Here is a 22,221-nt window from a genome sequence, read left to right as displayed (position 1 = left end):
TCGGTGCGCACCATCCACGTCATCGGTGTCGGAGCCGGCGACCCCGACTACGTGACGTCTCAGGCGATCCGTGCGCTCAACGACACCGACGTGTTCTTCGCGATGGACAAGGGTGAGGCCAAGAGCGACCTGGTAGCCCTGCGGCGCGAGATCTGCGCGAGGTTCATCGACGAGCCGGGCTACCGTTTCGTCGAACTGCCCGACCCGAAACGCGCGGCCGACGGTGACTACACCCAGGCCGTCGCCGACTGGCATGCCGCCCGCGCCGAGCTGTGGGCCCGGGCCATCGACACCGAGCTCGGGCCCGACGGCGTCGGCGCCTTCCTGGCGTGGGGAGACCCGTCGCTGTACGACAGCACACTGCGGATCCTCGACCAGGTCGGCCGGCACATCGAATTCGACTACGACGTCATCCCCGGCATCACCGCGATCCAGGCGCTGACCGCGCGGCATCGGATCCCGCTCAACGACGTGGGCGAAGCCGTGTTGATCACCACCGGGCGGCGATTGCGTAAGACCGGTCTGACCGGCTCGGCGGTGGTGATGCTCGACGGCGACTGCGCCTTCCTCGGCTGCCCGCCGCAGACCAGCATCTGGTGGGGCGCTTACCTCGGCACCACAGATGAACTGTTGATGTCGGGCACCGTCGGCGATGTCGGCGAGCGCATCGCCACGTTGCGCGCCGAGGCTCGCGCGCAACACGGCTGGATCATGGACATCTATCTCTTGCGGGCCTAGTCCCGATTGACCGGCTTCTGGGAGAATCCCCGCATGGGATCGTTTCTCCTCCGCGCCGCGGTGACCGGGCTTGCGCTGTGGGTTGTGACGCTGATCGTGCCCGGCATCCGCTTCGTCGGCGGGGACACCGCGCTGCAGCGGATCGGCATCGTTCTGGTCGTCGCGATCGTCTTCGGCGTGGTGAACGCGATCATCAAACCCGTCGTGCAGATCGTGTCGATACCCCTGTACATCGTCACGCTCGGGCTGTTTCACGTCGTGATCAATGCGCTGATGTTGTGGATCACCGCCTGGATCACCGACCACACCACGCACTGGGGACTGCAGATCGACCAGTTCTGGTGGACCGCCATCTGGGCGGCGATCGCGCTGTCGATCGTGGGCTGGCTGTTCTCGCTGCCGTTGCGTGACGCAGACCGCCGCTAACCTGAACGTATGCCTGAGCTGCCCGAAGTCGAGGCCCTGGCCGACCACCTGCGTCGGCACGCGGTCGGCCGGACGGTCGGCCGCATCGATGTCTCCGCGCTGTCGGTGCTCAAGACGTTCGACCCGCCGCCGACGGCGCTGCACGGACAACCCGTGACGGGCGCGGCCCGCTGGGGCAAGTACCTCGGGATGCAGGCCGGTGGGCTGTGGTTGATCACCCATCTGTCGAGGGCAGGCTGGCTGAAGTGGAGCGACAAGCTCGCGGCCGCCCCGCTCAAGCCGGGTAAGGGCCCGATCGGCCTGCGGGTGCACCTCGGAACACCCGGGGAAGCGCCCGGTTTCGACCTGACCGAGGCCGGCACCCAGAAGCGGCTCGCGGTGTGGATCGTCGACGACCCGGCCACGGTGCCCGGCATCGCAACGCTTGGCCCCGACGCGCTGGAGATCGGCCCAGAACAGCTGGCGGACATTCTCAAGCCGCACGGTGGGCGGATCAAGACGGTGATCACCGACCAAAAGGTGATCGCCGGAATCGGCAACGCCTACAGCGACGAGATACTGCATGTCGCGAAACTGTCGCCGTTCGCGACGGCCAACAAGCTCACCGCCGCACAACTCGGCGCCCTGCACAGCGCGATGATCACCGTGCTGACCGACGCCGTGCAGCGCTCGGTGGGGCAGCAGGCGGCAACCCTGAAGGGGGAGAAGCGATCTGGACTGCGGGTGCATGCCCGCACCGGGTTGCCCTGCCCGGTGTGCGGTGACACCGTGCGCGAGGTGTCCTTCGTCGACAAGTCGTTTCAGTACTGCCCGACGTGTCAGACCGGGGGCAAGGTGCTGGCCGACCGGCGGATGTCGAAGCTGCTCAAATAGATAAGCTGCCCCGGTGAGACGCCAGAAGATCCTCATCACCGGGGCGAGTTCCGGACTCGGGGCCGGGATGGCCCGCGCGTTCGCGGCCAAGGGTCGCGATCTGGCGTTGTGCGCGCGCCGCCTGGACCGCCTCGACGAGCTGAAGGCCGAACTGGTCGGGCGACACCCGAACATCACGGTTGCCGTCGCGGCCCTCGACGTCGACGACCACGACCGGGTGCCCGACGTGTTCGCCGACCTCTCCGATCAACTCGGCGGCATCGACCGGGTCGTCGTCAATGCCGGGATCGGCAAGGGTGCCCGGCTCGGCTCCGGCAAGGTGTGGGCCAACAAGGCCACCATCGAGACCAACCTGGTCTCGGCGCTGGTGCAGATCGAAGCGGCGCTGGCGATGTTCACGGCGACGGGCTCAGGGCATCTGGTGCTGATGTCGAGTGTGATGGGCAACCGCGGGGTTCCCGGCGTCAAGGCCGCCTATGCGGCGAGCAAGGCTGGGCTGAGCTCACTGGGTGAGTCTTTGCGGGCCGAATATGCCTCTGGCCCAATCACAGTCACCGTCATCGAACCCGGTTACATCGAGTCGGAGATGACCGCGAAATCGAAGACCACCATGCTGATGGTCGACACCGACACCGGCGTGCGCCAGATCGTCGCCGCCATCGAGCGGGAAGCCGGACGGGCGATCGTGCCCGGGTGGCCGTGGATTCCGCTGGTGGCGCTGATGAAGGTCGTGCCGACCCGGTTCACCAAGCTGTTCGCCTAGCGGACCCGGCCCCTTTCGGTCCGGTAGCGGCGCACCAGCTCGTCGGTCGAGCTGTCGGTCTGCTTGGGCGGCGAGCCATCACTGGTGATCACCCCGAGCAGTGCCTTCGCCTGCGTCTTGCCCAGCTCGACGCCCCACTGGTCGAACGAGTCGATACCCCAGATCACGCCTTCGGTGAACACCTGATGTTCGTAGAGCGCGATCAGCTGGCCGACCACCGACGGAGTCAACCGGTCTGCCAGGATCGACGTGCTCGGCCGGTTGCCCGGCATCACCTTGTGCGGAACGACATTGGCAGGAGTGCCCTCCGCCGCGATCTCCTCGGCGGTCTTGCCGAACGCCAGCACCTGGGTCTGGGCGAAGAAGTTGCTCATCAGCAGGTCGTGCATGCTGCCCGACCCGTCGGCGGTCGGCAGGTCGTCGGTGGGCTGGGAGAACCCGATGAAGTCGGCTGGTACCAGCCGGGTGCCTTGATGTAGCAGTTGGTAGAACGCGTGCTGGCCGTTGGTTCCCGGCTCGCCCCAGAAGATCTCGCCGGTCGGGGTCGTTACAGGGGTCCCGTCCGATTTCACGGATTTACCGTTGGACTCCATCGTCAGCTGCTGCAGGTACGCCGCGAAGCGGGACAGGTCATTGGAGTAGGGCAGCACCGCGCGGGTCTCGGCGCCGAAGAAGTCGGAGTACCACAGGCCGATCAGCCCGAGTAATGCCGGTGCGTTGGATTCCAAAGGGGCAGTGGCGAAGTGACGGTCAACGATGTGGAATCCGGACAGGAAGTCGGCGAATGCCTCGCGGCCGATCACCGCCATCACTGACAGGCCGATCGCCGAATCCACCGAGTAGCGGCCGCCCACCCAGTCCCAGAAGCCGAACATGTTGGCGGTGTTGATGCCGAAGCTGTCCACCAGCTTCTTGTTCGTCGACACCGCCACGAAGTGCTTCGACACCGCGGCGTCACCGAGTGCGTCGGTGAGCCAGCGCCGGGCGGCGGTCGCGTTGGTCAGTGTCTCCAGCGTCGAGAACGTCTTGGAGGCGATGATGAAAAGCGTTGTGGCAGGGTCGAGTCCGTCGAGCTTCGCGACCAGGTCGGCCGGGTCGACGTTGGAGACGAACCGCGCCGAGATGCCGGCATCGGCATAGTGCCGCAGCGCCTGGTACACCATCACCGGCCCCAGATCCGAGCCACCGATGCCGATGTTGACGACGGTCTTGATCCGCTCGCCGGTGGCGCCGGTCCACTCACCGCTGCGCAGCCGGTCGGTGAAGTCGCCCATCGCGTCGAGCACCTCGTGCACATCGGCGACCACGTTCTGACCGTCGACCTCCAGCGTGGCGTCACGCGGCAGACGCAGCGCGGTGTGCAACACCGCGCGGTCCTCAGAGGTGTTGATGTGCTGGCCGGACAGCATGGCGTCGCGGTGCTGTTCGAGGTTGGCGGCGCGGGCGAGATCGACAAGCAGAGACAGCGTCTCCCGGGTGACGCGGTGCTTGCTGTAGTCGATGTACAGGTCGCCGACGGTCAGCGTGAGCTCGCGGCCACGGGCGGGATCTTCGTCGAAAAACTCGCGGAGGTGTTTCCCGGCGATCTGGTCGTGGTGGCGACTCAGCGCGTTCCATTCAGGCGTAGCGGAAATGTCTCCAGTCATTCGTTCGACCCTAGTGTGACGAGGTGACCAAAGGTGTACATGATGGAGGGATGAGCACCCCAGACATTGAACGGCTGTTGTCGTCGGTTCCCACGGGTTTGTGGATTGGCGGAGAAGAGCGGCCGGGGTCGTCCACGTTCGAGGTCTTCGACCCGTCGAACGACGAGGTCATCGCGACGGTGGCCGATGCCACCGCCGAGGACGCGGTCGCCGCCCTCGACGCCGCGTGCGCGGTGCAGGCGCAGTGGGCGGCCACCCCGGCGCGGGATCGTGGGGAGATCCTGCGTTCGGTGTTCGAGACGATCATCGACCGCGCCGACGATCTGGCCGCGCTGATGACCCTGGAGATGGGCAAGGTCGTCGCCGAGAGCATGGGCGAGGTCAAGTACGGCGCCGAATTCTTCCGCTGGTTCGCCGAGGAGGCGGTGCGCATCGGGGGCCGGTACACCCCGTCGCCGGCCGGCACCGGTCGGATCATCGTCACCAAGCAGCCCGTCGGCCCCTGTTACGCGATCACGCCGTGGAACTTTCCGCTGGCCATGGGGACCCGCAAGATCGGGCCCGCGTTCGCGGCCGGCTGCACCATGATCATCAAGCCGGCCCAGGAGACCCCGCTGACCATGCTGCTGCTGGCCAAGCTGATGGCCGAAGCGGGACTGCCCAAGGGTGTGCTGTCGATCCTGCCCACGAGCCGGCCGGGTGAGGTCACCAAGGCGCTGATCGACGACGGCCGGTTACGGAAGCTGACCTTCACCGGCTCAACCGGCGTCGGTAAAGCGTTGGTCGCGCAGTCGGCGGACAAGCTGCTGCGCACCTCGATGGAGCTGGGCGGTAACGCGCCGTTCGTGGTCTTCGACGACGCCGACGTCGATGCCGCGGTCGAGGGCGCGATGCTCGCCAAGATGCGCAACGGCGGCGAGGCGTGCACCGCGGCCAACCGCATCCACGTCGCCAACGCGGTGATCGACGAATTCACCGACAAATTCGTCAAGCGCATGGCCGAGGTGAATCTGGGCAACGGGCTGGACCCGTCGAGCAAGCTGGGTCCGCTGATCAACACCAAGCAGCTGAACAAAGTTCAGGAACTCGTCAACGACGCCGTCGAGAAGGGGGCGAAAGTCGCCCTCGGTGGCGAGGCCCCCGGCGGACCGGGCAACTTCTACCCGGCCACCGTTCTGACCGACATCCCGCCGACCGCGCGCATCCTCACCGAGGAGGTGTTCGGGCCCGTCGCGCCGATCATCGGCTTCGACAGCGAGGAGGACGGCGTCGCCGCGGCCAACAACACCGAATACGGGCTGGCGGCCTACATCTACACCGAGTCGCTGGACCGGGCGCTGCGGGTCGCCGAGGAGATCGAATCCGGCATGGTCGGGGTGAACCGGGGCGTGATCTCCGATCCGGCGGCGCCGTTCGGTGGCGTCAAGGAATCCGGCTTCGGTCGCGAGGGCGGCATCGAAGGCATCGACGAATATCTGGACACCAAGTACATCGCGCTGACCAAGTAGTGCTAACTGTGGCGCGCTTCACGCTTGCAATTGCAAGCACGGGGTAACCAAGCGCCATGAAGATCAGCATTCCTCAGGCTCCTGCGCGTCGAGGGGTGTCTGAACTCGTCACCGCGCAGCTCTCCGGCGCGGTCGCCGGCCTGATGCTGGCCCTCGACCAGCTGCTCCCCGAGGCGCCGCAGCGCCCCAAGATCGTCGACCGGGACCTGACGCGCTGCTGAATCTCAGCTGACCGGGCGGCAGTGCGCCGACAACCGCGAACCCACGGGGTGGCGTAGCCGCCGGTGATGCCGCCGCGGTCGTTGTCGCCGACCCTCCACATGGCGAAATGCGCCGGCCAGCCCGCTCGCCACATCGGCCATGTCGCCCTCGCCGACGAGGATGCCGAGCGCCGCAAGGAATTGACGTAAACGACCGCGCGCCTGCGCTGATCGACGGTGCCTGCGAACTAGATTTCACAGCACCGAAGAACTAGGAGGGCATGGTGTGACGGCGCGCGTCTTTGCGCAAAGTCCCTGGGTTGATCCCGTCTCGCAACCGAGCCAACTGCGCAGGCCACGGCCCCGCGGCTCGGGCATTCCCGCGCTGAACGGGATCCGCGGGGTCGCCGTCGCCCTCGTTCTGATCGGGCACAGCGGAATCCCTGGTGTCGCAGGCGGATTCATCGGCGTCGACGTCTTCTTCGTGCTCAGCGGCTTCCTCATCACATCGCTGCTGCTCGACGAGATCGGCCGAACCGGCCGGCTCGACCTCGGCGCGTTCTGGGTACGACGGGCCCGCAGGCTGCTGCCCGCGCTGCTGATGATGGTGCTGGCGGTGATCGCCGCGCGGCTGCTGTTCCCGCCCGACGCCGTCAGCGGCTTGCGCAACGATGCGGTCGCCGCGTTCCTGTGGATGGCGAACTGGGCGTTCGTGTCGCATCAGACCGACTACTTCAGCCAGGGCGCTCCGCCCTCACCGCTGCAACACACCTGGTCGCTGGGCGTCGAGGAGCAGTACTACCTGATCTGGCCGGTGCTCATCGCGGCGGTGGCGGTGCTGCTGGCCGTGATCGCCCGCCGCCGCAAGAAGATGCCGACCATCACCGCGGTTCGCTGGGCTGTGCTGGTCCTCGCCCTCGTCGGAACGGCTGCGTCAGCCACCGAGGCGATCCTGATGGCCGACGACGACTCGCTCAACCGGGTGTACTTCGGCACCGACACCCGCGCGCAAGCGCTGCTGATCGGGGCCGCGGCCGCCGCACTGCTGGTGCGGGACTGGCCGGCGATGATGGCGGCCTGGCCGCTGATCCGGTCGCGGTGGGGCCGCTGGCTGGCCGGGGGAATCCCGGTGGCCGGAGTGGCCGTCCTGGCCGCGATCACGCACGTCGCGACCGGCAGCGCCGCCGAATTCCGCAACGGCCTGCTGATCGTCGTCGCGGTGGCCGCCGTCGCGGTGATCGCGGGCGTCGCGCTCGAACAGAACGGCCCGGTGGCGTGGGTGCTGGCCACCCCGCCGCTGGTGGCGCTCGGCGCCGTCTCCTACGGCGTGTACCTCTGGCACTGGCCGGTGTTCCTGGTGCTCACCGGGGAGCGCACCGGGTGGACCGGTTACCCGCTGTTCGCCGCCCGCTGCGCGATCACGCTGCTCGCGGCGGTCGGATCCTGGTGGCTCATCGAACGTCCCGTTCGGCGCTGGCGACCCGTGCACGTTCCCCAGCTCCGGCTGGCGGCCGCGACGATGGCCACGGCCGTCGCCGTCGCAGTCGTCGTCGTGCCGGTCGGAACCCGCATCGATCCGGCGAGCCCAGATATCACCCAGGCCGCGCTGGTCTCCCCGGTGGAGACGGTGCGACTGGCCGCGCCGGTGCAGGTCGGGCCGCGCCCGCACACCGTGTCGGTGTTCGGTGACTCCATCGGGTGGACGATGATGCGCTACCTGCCGCCGACCCCCGGCATCAACTTCCTGGACCGCACCACGATCGGCTGCGGCCTGGTCCGGGGCGGCCCGTACCGCTACTCCGGGCAGATCCTGGAACAGAAGCCGGAATGCGACGCCTGGCCGGAACGCTGGGCGCAGCGGATCAGCCACGACCGGCCCGATGTGGTGCTGATGATGGTCGGGCGCTGGGAGGTGGTGGACCGCAAGTGGAATGGCAACTGGGCCCACATCGGTCAGCCCGATTTCGACAAGTACCTGGAGAGCGAACTGCGGCACGCGCTGGACATCCTCGGCTCCACCGGGGCACTGGTGGTGGTGTCGACCGAGCCATACAGCCGGCACGGTGAGCAGACGAACGGCAACCTATACCCCGAGGATCAGCCAAGCCGGGTCGACCAGTGGAATGCCTTGCTGCGCAGGGTCGTAGCCGATCGCAAGAATGTGACCGTGCTCGATCTGAACAAGAAGCTCGCGCCGAACGGCGGCTACACCAACAAGATCAACGGTGTTCAGGTCCGCATCGACGGCGTGCACCCCACGCCGAACGCGGTCAAGTGGATGACCCCGTGGCTGCTTGACGCAGTGCGCTAGCTGCGCTCAGGAGTGCCCGAGCCGGCCGCGACCCATGCGCAGCAGCAGCATCGCCAGATCCTTGCCGTCCTGGCCCAGCTCGCTGTAGCGCTCGATGACCTTCATCTCACGGCTGTGCACCAGTCGCGTGCCGCCGGAGGCCATCCGGGCCCGACCGATGGCCTGGGACACCTCGGTACGACGCTTGACCGCCGCCAGGATCTCGGCGTCGAGGCGGTCGATCTCGCCGCGCAGGCTGTCGATGTCGATGTTGTTCTCGGCTTCAGGAACCATTTCCAGAGTCATCGCTTCGTTCTCCTCGTGTGTGGGTCTGGTCTCATTCGATCCCGGGCCTCACACAAGAGACGAGCCCCGGGTCCGGATGCGGACCGCGGGGCTCTCGGGTTGAGCAGCTAGATACCCACGGGCACCGCGGACCGGTACCCGTAGAAAAATCGACGCTGCGGAGAAAGCACGTTGTCGAGTGTGCCACTCCGAAGCCCGGCTTCGCAAAAAAACTGTCGCCATACAGCGGTAAGTTGGGTCGGACATGAGTGTGCACGTGACAGATTTCAAACCCCCGGCCGATGCGGCCGAACTCCTCGAGGGCCTCAACCCCCAGCAGCGCCAGGCGGTGCTGCACGAGGGGCCCCCGTTGCTGATCGTGGCCGGCGCCGGGTCGGGCAAGACGGCGGTCCTCACCCGCCGGATCGCGTACCTGCTGGCCGCCCGCGATGTCGGGCCGGGCCAGGTGCTGGCGATCACGTTCACCAACAAGGCCGCCGCCGAGATGCGCGAGCGGGTGGTTTCGCTCGTCGGTCCCCGGGCCAGGAATATGTGGATTTCCACCTTCCACTCTTCGTGCGTGCGGATCCTGCGCAACCAGGCCTCGCTGCTGCCGGGACTGAATTCGAACTTCTCGATCTACGACGCCGACGATTCGCGACGCCTGCTGCTGATGATCGCCAAGGACATGGGCCTGGACACCAAGCGGTACACCCCGCGACTGCTGTCCAACGCGATCTCGAACCTGAAGAACGAATTGATCGTGCCCGAAGATGCGGTCGCCGCACTCGAGCCCGGGTCCGACGACCTGGCCCGCACCGTGGCCAGCGTCTACGGCGAATACCAGCGGCGGCTGCGCGCGGCCAACGCGCTGGACTTCGACGACCTGATCGGCGAGACCGTCGCGGTGCTGCAGAACTTCCCGCAGATCGCCCAGTACTACCGCAGGCGGTTCCGGCACGTCCTGGTCGACGAGTACCAGGACACCAACCACGCCCAGTACGTGCTGGTGCGCGAACTTGTCGGTGTCGGTGCCCCCGATACCGACACCGTGCCGCCCAGCGAGCTGTGCGTGGTCGGCGATGCCGACCAGTCGATATACGCGTTCCGCGGCGCGACGATCCGCAACATCGAGGACTTCGAGCGTGACTTCCCCAACGCCACCACGATCCTGCTCGAGCAGAACTACCGGTCGACCCAGAACATCCTGACGGCGGCCAACTCCGTCATCTCCCGCAACGCCAACCGCCGCGAGAAACGACTCTGGACCGACGAGGGTGACGGAGAGCTGATCGTCGGCTATGTCGCCGACAACGAGCACGATGAGGCCAGGTTCGTCGCGAGCGAGATCGACGCGCTCGCCGACCGTGCTCATGGGGCCGGCGGTTTCTCGTACAACGACTTCGCGGTGTTCTACCGGACCAACAACTCGTCGCGCTCGCTGGAAGAGGTGTTCATCCGGGCCGGCATCCCGTACAAGGTCGTCGGCGGCGTTCGGTTCTACGAGCGCAAGGAGATTCGCGACATCGTCGCCTACCTGCGTGTGCTGGACAACCCCGGTGACGCCGTCAGCTTGCGACGCATCCTGAACACCCCGCGCCGCGGCATCGGCGACCGCGCCGAGGCCTGCGTCGCGGTGTACGCCGAGAACACCGGCAGCACCTTCGCCGACGCCCTGACCGCCGCGGCGGCCGGCAAGGTACCGATGCTGAACACTCGCTCGGAGAAGGCGATCGCGAGCTTCGTCAACCTGATCGACGACCTGCGCGGCAAGCTCGATGACGAGCTCGGGGATTTGGTCGAGGCGGTGCTGGACCGCACCGGCTACCGCAGCGAGCTGGAATCCTCCAGCGACCCGCAGGACCTGGCCCGGCTGGACAACCTGAACGAATTGGTCAGCGTCGCACACGAATTCAGCATCGATCGGGCCAATGCCGCCGCGCTGGCGGCAGAGGAGGGGGACGCCGGCACCGACGCCGATGAGGACGTGCCGCAGACCGGCATACTCGCCGAGTTCCTGGAACGGGTGTCGCTGGTGGCCGACTCCGACGAGTTGCCCGAGCACGGCTCCGGGGTGGTCACGATGATGACCTTGCACACTGCCAAAGGTCTGGAGTTCCCGGTCGTCTTCGTCACCGGCTGGGAGGACGGCATGTTCCCGCACATGCGGGCGCTCGGGGATCCGGCCGAGCTCTCCGAAGAACGCCGGCTGGCATATGTGGGCATAACCCGTGCGCGCCAACGGCTTTACCTCAGCCGCGCGAAGGTTCGCTCCTCGTGGGGGCAGCCGATGCTGAACCCCGAATCCCGGTTCCTACGCGAGATTCCGGAGCATCTGCTCGACTGGCGCCGCACCGATCCGGCGCCGTCCTACAGTGCGCCGGGCCGATTTTCTCCCGGAGCGGGTGGGTTGGTCGGCACCCCGCGACCGTCACCGGCGCGTCCTGCCGGCGGCGGTAAGCGTGCGCTGGTGGTCCTCGCACCCGGTGACCGGGTCAACCACGACAAGTACGGTCTCGGCCGCGTCGAGGAGGTGTCCGGCATGGGGGAGTCGGCGATGTCGCTGATCGACTTCGGCAGCGCCGGCCGGGTGAAGCTGATGCACAACCATGCACCCATCCAGAAGCTCTAGCTTCGGACGCGGCACCAGCGCCGGGTCGACGGGTGCAATGCCAGGATCAGACTCGCCAGCGGTAACGCCGGAATCAGATACACCGCCAACGGGATTCGCGCTCCGGCGACGAACACACTGCCGAATGTCAGCAGCGCGATGACGGCGCCGAACGCGATCAGGTAGCGGCCGACGGAGCGGCGCAGCAGTACTGCGATCACCCCGGCGATGCTGGTGACCGCGAACAGCAGGGTGAGGAATCCGACCGCAACGCAGAACAGCCGATCGGTGCCCCACCATCCGGTGATCAGGTCGGTGGCGACGACGCCGGTCGCCCATCCGCTGACGATGCTGACCGCGCTGGCCGCGATCGCGGTTCCCCCGGTGGAGACGTCGACCGCGCCCGGCCGGGCCGGAACCGCGACCGGGGTGGCGCGCCGGATCAGGCTGGTCGGCGCCTCGTCGACCGGCGGGCGAGGAATGTTGACGGTGCGATCGTCGGGCACCGCGGGCATCGGCCCGGTGGGTGCGCGCCGGATGATGCCGGTGCACGGCTCTTCGGGCTGGGGAATGGGTCCGGACGGCTGGCGCCGGATGATGCGGGTGTGCGGGTCGTCCGGCTCAGACACCAGGTCAGCCGACGTAGGGGCCGACCGAGAGGCCCCGCTTCGCCAGCCACGGCACCGGGTCGATGAAGTTGACGCCGTTCTGCAGCACGCTGAAGTGCAGGTGCGGTCCGGTCGAATTGCCCCGGTTGCCGACCGTGGCGATCTGGTCGCCGGCGAACACTCGCTGGCCGATCTGGACCGTCCAGGTGTTGACATGGCCGTACAGGGTGACCGTGCCATCGGAATGGCGGATCTTGACCCAGGCGCCGTAGCCGGCTGTCGGCCCGGCGTCGACAACGACACCGTCGGAGACAGCGACGATCGGCGTCCCGATCGGAGCCGCCAGGTCGACGCCGGCGTGCAAAGCACCCCAGCGGTAACCGAAGCCGGAGGTGAACACGCCCTTGGTCGGCATGACGAACAGCGGCCGCTGCAACCGGGCTTCGCGCTCGGCGCGCTCTTGGGCGAAGGCCTGTCCATTGGCCAGTTCCTCGCCGTGCACGGCGGCGTCGGCGACCGGCTTCACCGCGATCAGCTGCACGCCGCGCGGGGTGATGACCGAGCCGTCCAGCGGGGTCTTCTCGGCGGCCAGCACGGTTTGGGTGGTGGTGTCGGTGGCGGGCTTGACCGCGGTGTAAGCCGCGGCGGCGGCGGCACCCGCGGCCATCGCCGCGATCATCACGCGGCCCTTGACGGCGCCGGTCGGCTGCCTGCGGTGCTGCGGCGTGCGGGGGAGCACGTCGGTGTTGTCGTTGTTGATGAAGCGCGGCACTTCGGCGCCGCCATCGCGCGGCGCGGCGAACTCGGTGGGCACCGCCAGCCGCAGCGGCCGGGCGTCGTCGGCGTCGTGCAGATCGTCGAGTTCAGGGCAGCGTGCCACCTGGAGGCTGGCGAAAGCGGTGCTCTCGCGGAAATCGATATCGCAGAGATCGCCGAATTCGTTGAACGGAATGATGTCGGTGACGTCGACCCGCTCCGGATCAAGGGCTCGCTTGGCTGGCGCTTGGCGATCAAAAGTCCTGGTCGAAGGCTGCGAGGCCGAAGAAGCTCCGATAGAGGTCGGTGCCGGCCGATGCTGCGTCAAAACTCGAAGTCCCTTAGTCGTGACCAAAGCGTTATCTCAGACCCCGACGACGTTAACGAAGATCCGACACGGGCCGCAACCCAAGGGGATATTCCGCGGAGGATTGTGAGTTGAATCACTTCAACTCCGCGGTGAGATGTACCACATGAGCGGTACGCGAGGACGGAGTCCTCAGAGGGTCTAGATACAGTTCCCCCCGGAGCGACTTCCTCAACACCACTTCGTCAACAAAACAGTCAGCGCCGACCAGACAGTGAGCTCATGGATCTTTTCGAATATCAGGCGAAAGAACTGTTCGCCAAGCACAACGTTCCCACCACCCCGGGCCGGGTCACCGACTCCCCGGAGGACGCCAAGGCCATCGCCGAGGAAATCGGCAAGCCCGTCATGGTCAAGGCCCAGGTGAAGGTGGGCGGCCGCGGAAAGGCTGGTGGCGTCAAGTACGCCGCGACCCCTGATGACGCCTACACCCACGCCAAGAACATCCTCGGCCTGGACATCAAGGGCCACATCGTGAAGAAGCTGCTGGTCGCCGAGGCCAGCGACATCGCCGAGGAGTACTACATCTCCTTCCTGCTCGATCGTTCCAACCGCACCTACCTGGCCATGTGCTCGGTCGAAGGCGGCATGGAGATCGAAGAGGTCGCCGCCACCAAGCCGGAGCGGCTGGCCAAGGTGCCGGTCGACGCCGTCAAAGGTGTCGATCTGGCCTTCGCGCGCGAGATCGCCGAGAAGGGGCACCTGCCCGCCGAGGTGCTCGACGCCGCAGCGGTGACCATCCAGAAGCTGTGGGAGGTCTTCACCGGCGAGGACGCCACCCTGGTCGAGGTCAACCCGCTGGTGCGCACGCCCGACGATCAGATCCTGGCGCTGGACGGCAAGGTCACCCTGGACGCGAACGCCGACTTCCGCCAGCCCGGCCACGCCGAGTTCGAGGACAAGGACGCCACCGATCCGCTCGAGCTCAAGGCGAAGGAAAACGACCTCAACTACGTCAAGCTCGACGGCGAGGTCGGCATCATCGGCAACGGCGCGGGTCTGGTCATGTCAACCCTGGACGTCGTCGCGTACGCCGGTGAGAAGCACGGCGGCGTGAAGCCCGCCAACTTCCTCGACATCGGCGGTGGCGCCTCGGCTGAGGTGATGGCCAACGGTCTCGACGTCATCCTGGGCGACAGCCAGGTCAAGAGTGTGTTCGTCAACGTGTTCGGCGGCATCACCGCGTGCGACGCGGTGGCCAACGGCATCGTCGGCGCGTTGAAGAAGCTCGGCGACAGTGCGAACAAGCCCCTCGTCGTGCGTCTCGACGGCAACAACGTCGAAGAGGGCCGCCGCATCCTCAACGAAGCCAACCACCCCCTGGTGATCCAGGCCGACACCATGGACGCCGGCGCCGACAAGGCCGCCGAGCTGGCCAACAAGTAAGGGACTAGAACCAATGTCTATCTTCCTGAACAAGGACAACAAGGTCATCGTCCAGGGCATCACCGGCGGCGAGGGCACCAAGCACACCGCGCTGATGCTCAAGGCGGGCACCCAGGTGGTCGGCGGCGTCAACGCGCGCAAGGCCGGCACCACCGTCGCCCATAAGGATAAGGACGGAAACGACATCGAGCTGCCGGTGTTCGGCTCGGTGGCCGAGGCCATGAAGGAGACCGGCGCCGACGTGTCGATCGCCTTCGTCCCGCCGGCGTTCTCCAAGGACGCCATCATCGAGGCGATCGACGCCGAGATCCCCCTTCTGGTGGTCATCACCGAGGGAATCCCGGTGCAGGACAGCGCATATGCGTGGGCATACAACCTGGAAAAAGGCGAGAAGACCCGCATCATCGGCCCGAACTGCCCCGGCATCATCACCCCTGGTGAGGCGCTGGTCGGCATCACGCCGAACAACATCACCGGCAAGGGCCCGATCGGCCTGGTGTCCAAGTCCGGCACGCTGACCTACCAGATGATGTACGAGCTGCGCGATCTCGGCTTCTCGACCGCTATCGGCATCGGCGGCGACCCGGTCATCGGCACCACCCACATCGACGCCATCGAGGCGTTCGAGAAGGATCCCGAGACCAAGATCATCGTGATGATCGGCGAGATCGGCGGCGACGCCGAGGAGAAGGCCGGCGCGTACATCAAGGCCAACGTCTCCAAGCCGGTCGTCGGCTACGTCGCCGGGTTCACCGCGCCCGAGGGTAAGACCATGGGACACGCCGGTGCGATCGTCTCGGACGGCGCAGGCACGGCTCAGGGCAAGAAGGAGGCCCTCGAGGCCGCCGGGGTCAAGGTCGGCAAGACGCCTTCGGAGACCGCCAACCTGGCCAGAGAGATCCTGCAGGGGCTGTAATTCGTCATAGAGTTCGACGTCAGGGCTGTGATCCACATCGGATCGCAGCCCTGATGTCCATCTCGGCGCAGGTAGGGCCCCGGTTGGCAAAACGGTAACGTGTTCTATTAGCCTGTCGAACTATGGTCGATCCGCGTACCCCCGTCATTGTCGGCGTCGGGCAGTTCACCGAGCGCATCGACGACCCGGACTACCGGGGTATGTCGGCGGTCGAGCTGGCCACCGAGGCGGTTCGCGCCGCACTCGCCGACACCGGCGCGGATGTCGCTGCCGTCGCCACGTCCATCGAGGTGTTCGCGGGCCTGCGGCAGTTCGAGATCTGCACGCCGTACGCGACCGCTCCGCTGGGGTGCTCGGACAACTACATCCGCTCGGTCGCCCGTCGCGTCGGCGCCGACCCGAAGCGCGCCGTGCTGGAATCCATCGGCGGCAACGGCCCTCAGAAGCTGGTCACCGAGTTCGCCGGCGCCATCGCGGCCGGCGAGATCGAGGTGGCGTTGATCCTCGGCTCGGAGAACGGTTCGACGCTGAAGACGTTCGCGGGGAGAGACGACAAACCCGACCACAGCGAAACCGTGGGCGGCCAGCTCGAGGACCGCGGGTACGGCTTCGAGCAGTACATGAGCGAGTACACCGCCAATCATGGGCTGACCGGCGCGCCGGTGCAGTACGGGTTGCTGGACAACGCGCGTCGTGCCCGACTGGGTCTCGATGTCGACTCCTACCGCCGCAAGATGGCCGAACTGTTCTCGCCGTTCTCGAAAGTCGCTGCCAAGAACCCCTTTTCATCGTCACCGGTCGAACGCTCGGTCGACGAGATTGCGACGGTCACCGCCGAGAACCGGATGATCTGCGACCCGTATCCCCGGCTGATGGTGGCCCGCGACACGGTGAACCAGGGCGCGGCCGCGCTGCTCATGTCGGTGTCCGCCGCTCGCGAACTCGGTGTGCCCGAGGAGAACTGGGTGTACCTGCACGGTCACGCCGATCAACGCGAGCAGGACCTGCTGGACCGGGCCGATGTCGGAGTCAGTTACTCGTCGAAACAGGCTGTGACAGAGGCGCTTCGGGTGGCTGGCATCGGCATCGACGACGTAGCCACCTTCGATCTCTACAGCTGCTTCCCGTTCCCGGTCTTCGCGGTGTGCGACGACTTCGGGCTGGCCGCTGACGACCCGCGCGGGCTCACCCTCACCGGCGGCCTGCCGTACTTCGGCGGACCGGGCAACAGCTACTCGCTGCACGGCATCGCCGAGACCGTCGCCGCGATGCGCGACAAGCCAGGTGATTTCGGCCTGGTGGGCGCCAACGGCGGCGTGATGAGCAAGTACTCGGTGGGGATCTACTCCACCACCCCGGTCGAGTGGGCGCCTGACCGCAGCAAGGAACTGCAGGCAGACATCGCCGCCCTGCCGCAGGTGCCGGTCACCCGTAACGCCAACGGAAGCGGTGTGATCGAGACGTACTCGGTGCGATACGACTGGCCTGAGCGCACCGGGGTCATCATCGGCCGCCTCGATGCCGACCTCAGCCGGTTCATGGCCATCACCACCGACCCGGCCCTGGTGGCGTTGATGAGCGACGGCGATCCGCTGGGCGCCGCGATCAACGTCACCGCGGGCGAGGACGGCAAAAACCGCGCGACGCTGGCTTAGAGCTCCAGTGCGCTGAGTTTGCCTGCCAGTCGCTCCACGTAGGCGGCGACCTCGTCGCCCGACTTGTCCGGTAGGCCGAACAGCACCTCGGTGACGCCAATGTCCCTCCAGTGCGCCAACTTCTCGGGTACCGGCTTGAAGTCGAGAGCCACGATCTGCGGAGCACCGTCGCGGCCGGCCGCGGCCCAGGTGTCCTGAAGCAGCTTCACCGGCTCGTCGATGTCGAAGTCGCGCGGCGTCGTGATCCAGCCGTCGGCGCTGCGGGCGATCCACTTGAAGTTCTTCTCGGTGCCTGCCGCGCCCACGAGCACCGGGATGTGCGACTGAACGGGCTTGGGCCAGGCCCAGCTCGGGCCGAATTTGACGAACTCGCCGTCGTATTCGGCTTCTTCCTTGGTCCAGAGCTCGCGCATGGCCTCGATGTACTCACGCAGCATCGTGCGACGCCGACCCGGTGGCACGTTGTGGTCCATCAGCTCGTCGGTGTTCCAGCCGAACCCGACCCCCAGGCTGACCCGGCCGCCGGACAAATGATCAAGGGTGGCAATCGATTTCGCCAAGGTGATGCAATCGTGCTCGACCGGCAGCGCCACCGCGGTGGACAGCCGCACCGTGGAGGTCACCGCGGCCGCGGTGCCGAGGCTCACCCACGGATCCAGCGTGCGCATATAGCGGTCGTCGGGCAGCGACTCATCGCCGGTGGTGGGGTGCGCGGCCTCGCGCTTGACCGGGATGTGCGTGTGCTCGGGCACGTAGAACGTCGTGAAGCCGTGCTCATCGGCGAGCTTGGCTGCAGCCGCAGGGGCGATGCCGCGGTCACTGGTGAACAGAACGAGCCCGTAATCCATGGGCTGCATTAGAACGAGTTGCCCAACCCCCGGGCAAGGTGGCGTCTCAGTGGGCGACATCTGCAGTCTCGGCGAGTTACCTCTGCACTCTCGGCGAGTAAAAGGGGTGACCGCGCCGGACCTCGTCGCGACCATGCAAAGCATGACGACAGAACGCATCGCCGAGCACGTGACATTCGCCTACTGGGTGCCCAATGTGAGTGGCGGCCTGGTCACCAGCACCATCGAGCAACGCACCGACTGGAACTACGACTACAACGTCAAGCTCGCACAGACCGCCGAGAACAACGGCTTCGAGTACGCGCTGTCGCAGGTCCGCTACGAGGCCAGCTACGGCGCTGAATTCCAGCACGAATCGACCAGCTTCTCGCTGGCGCTGCTGCTGGCCACCGAGCGGCTCAAGCTCATCGCCGCCGTCCACCCCGGCCTGTGGCAACCCGGGGTGCTGGCCAAGCTCGGCGCAACCGCCGACCACCTGTCCGGTGGGCGGTTCGCCGTCAACGTGGTGTCCGGCTGGTTCAAAGACGAATTCACCCACCTGGGCGAACCTTGGCTCGAGCACGACGAGCGCTACCGCAGGACCGCCGAATTCCTGCAGGTGCTGCGCAAGATCTGGACCGAAGACGGCGTGGAATTCCGCGGTGACTTCTACCGCATCCACGACTTCACCCTGAAGCCCAAGCCGCTCAACACACCGCAACGGCCCAACCCGGAGATCTTCCAGGGCGGCAACTCCTCCGCCGCGCGGCGCAACGGCGGCCACTACGCCGACTGGTACTTCTCCAACGGCAAGGATTTCGACGGCGTCACCGAGCAGCTCGTCGACGTTCGCGACCACGCCCGCGACGCCAACCGGGAAGTCAACTTCGGACTCAACGGCTTCATCATCGCCAGGGACACAGAGAAAGAAGCAAAAGAGGTCCTCAGAGAGATCATCGCCAAGGCCAACAAACCGGCGGTCGAAGGGTTTCACGGAGCCGTGCAGCAAGCCGGCGCCTCGACCGCAGACAAGCGCGGGATGTGGGCCGACTCGACCTATGAAGACCTCGTCCAATACAACGACGGCTTCCGCACCGGGTTGATCGGAACCCCCGAGCAGATCGCCGAGCGAATTTCCGCCTACCGCAAGCGCGGCGTGGACCTCATCCTCGGTGGCTTCCTGCACTTCCAGGAGGAGATCGAGTACTTCGGCGCGCGGGTGCTGCCGCTGGTGCGCGAAATCGAAGCGGCCGAGAGCGATTCGATCGCCGCGCCCCTTCAGGCCTCTGCCTGAGTCCCGGCGGCCGGTTACCAACTGCCTGTGTGACACGCCGATGGTCGCGGCGGCCACGGCGCTGTGCGATAGCGTGGGGTGCGAACGCCGACCTGCGGGTCCGTTCGCGAGCCACAACCGACGCAGCGCCGCGGGGGATGCGCGGCGTGACAAGGCTGAAGGAGAGGCCATGACTTACCCGCCCACGAATCCGGGCTACCAACCGTCGCAGCCGACCGGTCCCTACGGTGCGCCCACGTCGTCGTTCGCGCCGGCCGAGGCCGGACCGAGCAAGCTGCCGCAGTACCTGAACGTCGCCGCCATCGTGCTGGGCCTGGCGGCGTACCTCGCCAGCTTCGGGCCGATCCTCACCGTCCACGCCGACCTCGGGCCCTTCGGGGGCGCCGAGCTGACCGGCGGTGGCGGCGGCTACCCGGTGGTCGCGACGCTGATTGCCGCGCTGCTCGCGGCGGCCGCGCTGCTGCCGAAGGCCCGCGATTACGGCGGCGTCATCGCCACCGCATCGGTGATCGCGGTGCTGACGGCGATCGCTCAGGTCATCAGCAAGCCGACCGGCTTCTCCGTCGGTTGGGGGCTGTGGCTGCTGCTCGCGTTCACCCTGCTGCAGGCCATCGCCGCGGTGGCGGCGCTGCTGCTGGAGGCCGGCATCATCACTGCGCCGGCGCCCCGGCCCCGATACGAACAGTTCGGTCAGTACGGCCCGCCTCCCGGCGGCTACTACGGCCAGCCCGGTCCGCAGGGCCCACCGCAGGGACTCCCGCCGCGGCCGAATTACCCGTCCCAGTACGGCGGCGGCTACACGTCCGGTCCGTCGAACTTCGGCGGCGCGCAGAGCGGCCCGCCGACGCCGCCGACCGGTTTCCCGAGCTTCAGCCCGCCGCCGTCGAGCGGCTCGGGCCAGCAACAGCCCGCCGGACAGCCGGAACAGCAGCAGCCCCAGGCGCCGTCATCGTCGCCGTCGGGTCAGAGCCCGTCCTAACCGGGCGCTCTTCGCGCAGCACGCCTGACCGGCGCGTCGAGTGACACGGATGGAGGACAAGCGGCCAGTCGGCGCGCGCCAGGCGCGAGACCTGGTCCGGGTTGCGTTCGGCCCGTCGGTGGTCGCCCTCGTGGTGATCGCCGCGGTGGCCCTGCTGCAACTCGTCATCGCCAACAGCGATATGACGGGCACCCTGGGTGCGATCGCCAGCATGTGGCTGGCCGTGCACCAGGTGCCGATCTCGATCGCCGGCCACCAGCTCGCCGTGTTGCCGCTGGTGCCGGTGCTGTTGATGGTCGCGGGCACCGCACGCACCTGCGCGCACGCGACCTCACCGCGCGCCTCGTGGTTCGTGACCCGGTGGATCGTGGCGTCGGCCATCGGCGGCCCGCTGCTGTTCGCGGCGATCGCACTGGCGGTTATCCACGACGCCTCCTCGGTGATCACCGAGCTACAGACCCCGAGCGCGCTGCGCGCATTCTCCGGCGTGCTGGCCGTGCACGGCATCGGAGCGCTGATCGGGGTCGGCTCGCAGGTGGGGTGGCGGGCGCTGACGGCTCTGCGATTACCCCTGTGGCTCGGCGACACGGTGCGGGCCGCGATGGCCGGCCTGCTGGCGCTGCTGGGACTGTCCGGTGCGGTCACCACGGTGTCGCTGGTCGTGCATTGGGGCACCATGCACGAGCTGTACGCGGTGACCGATTCATTGTTCGGGCAGCTCAGTCTCACGTTGCTGTCCGCGCTGTATGTGCCCAACGTGATCGTCGGGACTTCGGCGATGGCGGTCGGATCGAGTGCCCACATCGGATTCGCCACATTCAGCTCGTTCACCGTCTTCGGCGGTGACATCCCCGCGGTGCCGATCCTGGCCGCGGTGCCGACGCCACCGCTCGGGCCGGTCTGGGTCGCGCTGCTGATCATCGGTGCTGCGTCCGGGGTCGCGGTCGGGCAGCAGTGCGCGCGCAGACCGCTGCCCTGGCCGACGGCTCTGGCGAAGGTGGCAGTCGCGTCGCTGCTCGCGGCCGTCACGATGGCCGTCCTGGGTTACGCCGGCGGTGGGCAGCTCGGCAATTTCGGCGACGTCGGGGTGGACCAGAGCACCTTGGGCCCGGCGGTGTTCTTCTGGTTCTTTGCCATCGGTGCGCTGACCGTGGTGCTGACCGGCGGCGTCCGCCGCCGTCCGAAACGGGTGAAGCGGCCGGCTCCGGCGGCACCGGTCGAGGAACCGCCCTTCGACGACGACCTCGCGGACGACGAGGCGCTCACCACGCCCATCCCGGACATGGCAGCCGAGCCGGACCCGGCTCCCGAGGTCGAACCGGAACCCGAGCGCGAACCCGTCCCGCCGCCGAAGCCGGTACGGCCGGCACCTGATCTCGAAGACGTCGAGGACCTGATGGTCGTCGACGATGACATCGAGACCGGTCCCAACGAGCGCTAAGCGCCGTGGACCCGCGGGCGACGAGCTGCTATTCCTTCGGGCCGATGTTGTAGCTGATCCGGCCGTCCTCGATGTCGGTGACCGTCAAGGTGTACGTCTGCTTGTCGCTATCGGCCAGCACCGTGCAGTCGATGCTGCTGTCCACGATTCCGACAAGATCGCCGGAGCACTGCGCCCACGACGGGCCGGGGCCGGTTGCGAGTCCGCTCACCAGCGATTTTTCTACGTTGGCCTTGGATACCCGGACCACCGCGGCTGCCGCCGCTCGGCCGGCGGGACTGGCGGCGGAGTTTCCCGGTACACCGGGGCCCGCGAGGGGAGCGTTGCAGTTCAGCGCCAGCAAGGCCTCTTGCCCGTTGGATGACTGGCGGTTCCCCTGTTGGGTCACAACGCAATCGGCACGCGCCGTTCGTCCACCGAACGTGGCAACGACGACCGCGGTGTACCCGGCCGATCGCAGTATCGAGCTCGCCTCATCGAACGTCCTGCCGACGATATCGGGAGCCGCGTTGCTCACCGCAGAGGTGGCAGTGGCCATCGCAATGGCGAGCAGGGGCGCCGCTACTGCGGCTCGCATGTTGATCACGTCGCAACTTCCCGGGCGGCGTTGCCCTGAGTCCGAAAATCGGTCATCGCGAACACCGAGTCGTGC

19 protein-coding genes and 1 pseudogene are annotated in these 22,221 nt (G+C 67.2%); 14 read left to right on the top strand and 6 right to left on the bottom strand.

The window, feature by feature from the left end; translation table 11 throughout:
- Positions 1–3: 3 nt before the first annotated feature.
- From cobF to Y900_RS08240, 4 genes are read left to right on the top strand one after another with little or no spacing between them, the layout of a single operon-like run.
- Positions 4–738 carry a precorrin-6A synthase (deacetylating) gene (cobF, locus tag Y900_RS08255; protein WP_036341094.1) on the top strand — a complete coding sequence of 245 codons (735 nt, stop codon included), beginning with the start codon at positions 4–6 and terminating at the stop codon, positions 736–738.
- A gap of 33 nt (positions 739–771) precedes the next feature.
- Positions 772–1,164, top strand: a complete 393-nt coding sequence (locus Y900_RS08250) for a phage holin family protein (protein ID WP_036341092.1) — start codon at positions 772–774, stop codon at positions 1,162–1,164.
- A gap of 9 nt (positions 1,165–1,173) precedes the next feature.
- Entirely contained in the window at positions 1,174–2,037 is an 864-nt protein-coding gene (locus tag Y900_RS08245) for an Fpg/Nei family DNA glycosylase (protein ID WP_036341089.1), read from the top strand.
- A 13-nt stretch (positions 2,038–2,050) separates the two neighbouring features.
- Complete coding sequence (locus Y900_RS08240) at positions 2,051–2,800, top strand: SDR family oxidoreductase (protein WP_036341086.1); 750 nt, start codon at positions 2,051–2,053, stop codon at positions 2,798–2,800.
- On the opposite strand, the gene pgi is transcribed toward Y900_RS08240, so the two are convergent.
- Positions 2,797–4,446 (bottom strand): glucose-6-phosphate isomerase, encoded by a 1,650-nt coding sequence (pgi, locus tag Y900_RS08235; protein ID WP_036341083.1) that lies wholly within the window; start codon positions 4,444–4,446, stop codon positions 2,797–2,799. The two genes, Y900_RS08240 and pgi, sit on opposite strands and share 4 nt — an antisense overlap.
- 50 nt (positions 4,447–4,496) lie before the next feature.
- Between pgi and Y900_RS08230 the strand changes: the two genes are divergently transcribed.
- The 3 genes from Y900_RS08230 (at position 4,497) to Y900_RS08225 (ending at position 8,465) form a co-directional block, all read left to right on the top strand.
- On the top strand, positions 4,497–5,954 hold the full coding sequence (locus tag Y900_RS08230) for an NAD-dependent succinate-semialdehyde dehydrogenase (protein ID WP_036341080.1): 1,458 nt from the start codon (positions 4,497–4,499) through the stop codon (positions 5,952–5,954).
- Between the two features lie 56 nt (positions 5,955–6,010).
- Positions 6,011–6,175, top strand: a complete 165-nt coding sequence (locus tag Y900_RS32340; protein WP_157838240.1) for a hypothetical protein — start codon at positions 6,011–6,013, stop codon at positions 6,173–6,175.
- A gap of 265 nt (positions 6,176–6,440) precedes the next feature.
- Positions 6,441–8,465 (top strand): SGNH/GDSL hydrolase family protein, encoded by a 2,025-nt coding sequence (locus tag Y900_RS08225; RefSeq protein ID WP_081845033.1) that lies wholly within the window; start codon positions 6,441–6,443, stop codon positions 8,463–8,465.
- 6 nt (positions 8,466–8,471) lie between these two features.
- Here Y900_RS08225 and Y900_RS08220 read toward each other — a convergent pair.
- Positions 8,472–8,785 (bottom strand): annotated as a pseudogene (locus Y900_RS08220) (chorismate mutase).
- A gap of 209 nt (positions 8,786–8,994) precedes the next feature.
- Between Y900_RS08220 and pcrA the strand changes: the two are divergent.
- The gene (pcrA, locus tag Y900_RS08215) at positions 8,995–11,361 is read left to right on the top strand and encodes a DNA helicase PcrA (RefSeq protein WP_036341073.1); all 2,367 of its coding nucleotides are present in this window, start codon (positions 8,995–8,997) and stop codon (positions 11,359–11,361) included.
- Here pcrA and Y900_RS08210 read toward each other — a convergent pair.
- Positions 11,358–11,969: a CvpA family protein gene (locus Y900_RS08210; RefSeq protein WP_051659960.1), complete on the bottom strand. Its 612-nt coding sequence runs from the start codon at positions 11,967–11,969 to the stop codon at positions 11,358–11,360. The genes pcrA and Y900_RS08210 overlap by 4 nt on opposite strands.
- Positions 11,970–11,973: 4 nt before the next feature.
- Positions 11,974–13,032, bottom strand: coding sequence for a M23 family metallopeptidase (locus Y900_RS08205; protein WP_036341070.1), 1,059 nt, complete (start codon positions 13,030–13,032; stop codon positions 11,974–11,976).
- Between the two features lie 261 nt (positions 13,033–13,293).
- On the opposite strand from Y900_RS08205, the gene sucC reads away from it, so the two are divergent.
- From sucC to Y900_RS08190, 3 genes are all read left to right on the top strand, one after another.
- Positions 13,294–14,457, top strand: a complete 1,164-nt coding sequence (sucC, locus tag Y900_RS08200) for an ADP-forming succinate--CoA ligase subunit beta (RefSeq protein ID WP_036341068.1) — start codon at positions 13,294–13,296, stop codon at positions 14,455–14,457.
- A gap of 13 nt (positions 14,458–14,470) precedes the next feature.
- Positions 14,471–15,373, top strand: a complete 903-nt coding sequence (gene sucD, locus Y900_RS08195) for a succinate--CoA ligase subunit alpha (RefSeq protein WP_036341066.1) — start codon at positions 14,471–14,473, stop codon at positions 15,371–15,373.
- Between the two features lie 122 nt (positions 15,374–15,495).
- The gene (locus Y900_RS08190; protein ID WP_036341064.1) at positions 15,496–17,028 is read left to right on the top strand and encodes an acetyl-CoA acetyltransferase; all 1,533 of its coding nucleotides are present in this window, start codon (positions 15,496–15,498) and stop codon (positions 17,026–17,028) included.
- On the opposite strand, the gene Y900_RS08185 is transcribed toward Y900_RS08190, so the two are convergent.
- Complete coding sequence (locus Y900_RS08185; protein ID WP_036341061.1) at positions 17,025–17,876, bottom strand: LLM class F420-dependent oxidoreductase; 852 nt, start codon at positions 17,874–17,876, stop codon at positions 17,025–17,027. The two genes, Y900_RS08190 and Y900_RS08185, sit on opposite strands and share 4 nt — an antisense overlap.
- Before the next feature lie 142 nt (positions 17,877–18,018).
- On the opposite strand from Y900_RS08185, the gene sfnG reads away from it, so the two are divergent.
- From sfnG to Y900_RS08170, 3 genes are all read left to right on the top strand, one after another.
- A complete protein-coding gene (gene sfnG, locus Y900_RS08180; RefSeq protein WP_036346187.1) occupies positions 18,019–19,149 on the top strand; it encodes a dimethylsulfone monooxygenase SfnG in 1,131 nt (376 codons plus the stop codon).
- A 169-nt stretch (positions 19,150–19,318) separates the two neighbouring features.
- Positions 19,319–20,128, top strand: a complete 810-nt coding sequence (locus tag Y900_RS08175) for a DUF5336 domain-containing protein (protein ID WP_036346184.1) — start codon at positions 19,319–19,321, stop codon at positions 20,126–20,128.
- A gap of 49 nt (positions 20,129–20,177) precedes the next feature.
- Positions 20,178–21,569 carry a cell division protein PerM gene (locus tag Y900_RS08170; RefSeq protein ID WP_036341058.1) on the top strand — a complete coding sequence of 464 codons (1,392 nt, stop codon included), beginning with the start codon at positions 20,178–20,180 and terminating at the stop codon, positions 21,567–21,569.
- 28 nt (positions 21,570–21,597) lie between these two features.
- Here Y900_RS08170 and Y900_RS30210 read toward each other — a convergent pair whose 3' ends face one another.
- Positions 21,598–22,146: a hypothetical protein gene (locus Y900_RS30210; RefSeq protein ID WP_131536120.1), complete on the bottom strand. Its 549-nt coding sequence runs from the start codon at positions 22,144–22,146 to the stop codon at positions 21,598–21,600.
- Between the last annotated feature and the right edge of the window lie 75 nt (positions 22,147–22,221).

Origin of the sequence: Mycolicibacterium aromaticivorans JS19b1 = JCM 16368 (assembly GCF_000559085.1) — a bacterium.
Classification (GTDB): Bacteria; Actinomycetota; Actinomycetes; order Mycobacteriales; family Mycobacteriaceae; genus Mycobacterium; species Mycobacterium aromaticivorans.
Note: the sequence above shows the minus strand (reverse complement) of the source record. Positions and strands in the feature narration are given on the sequence as shown.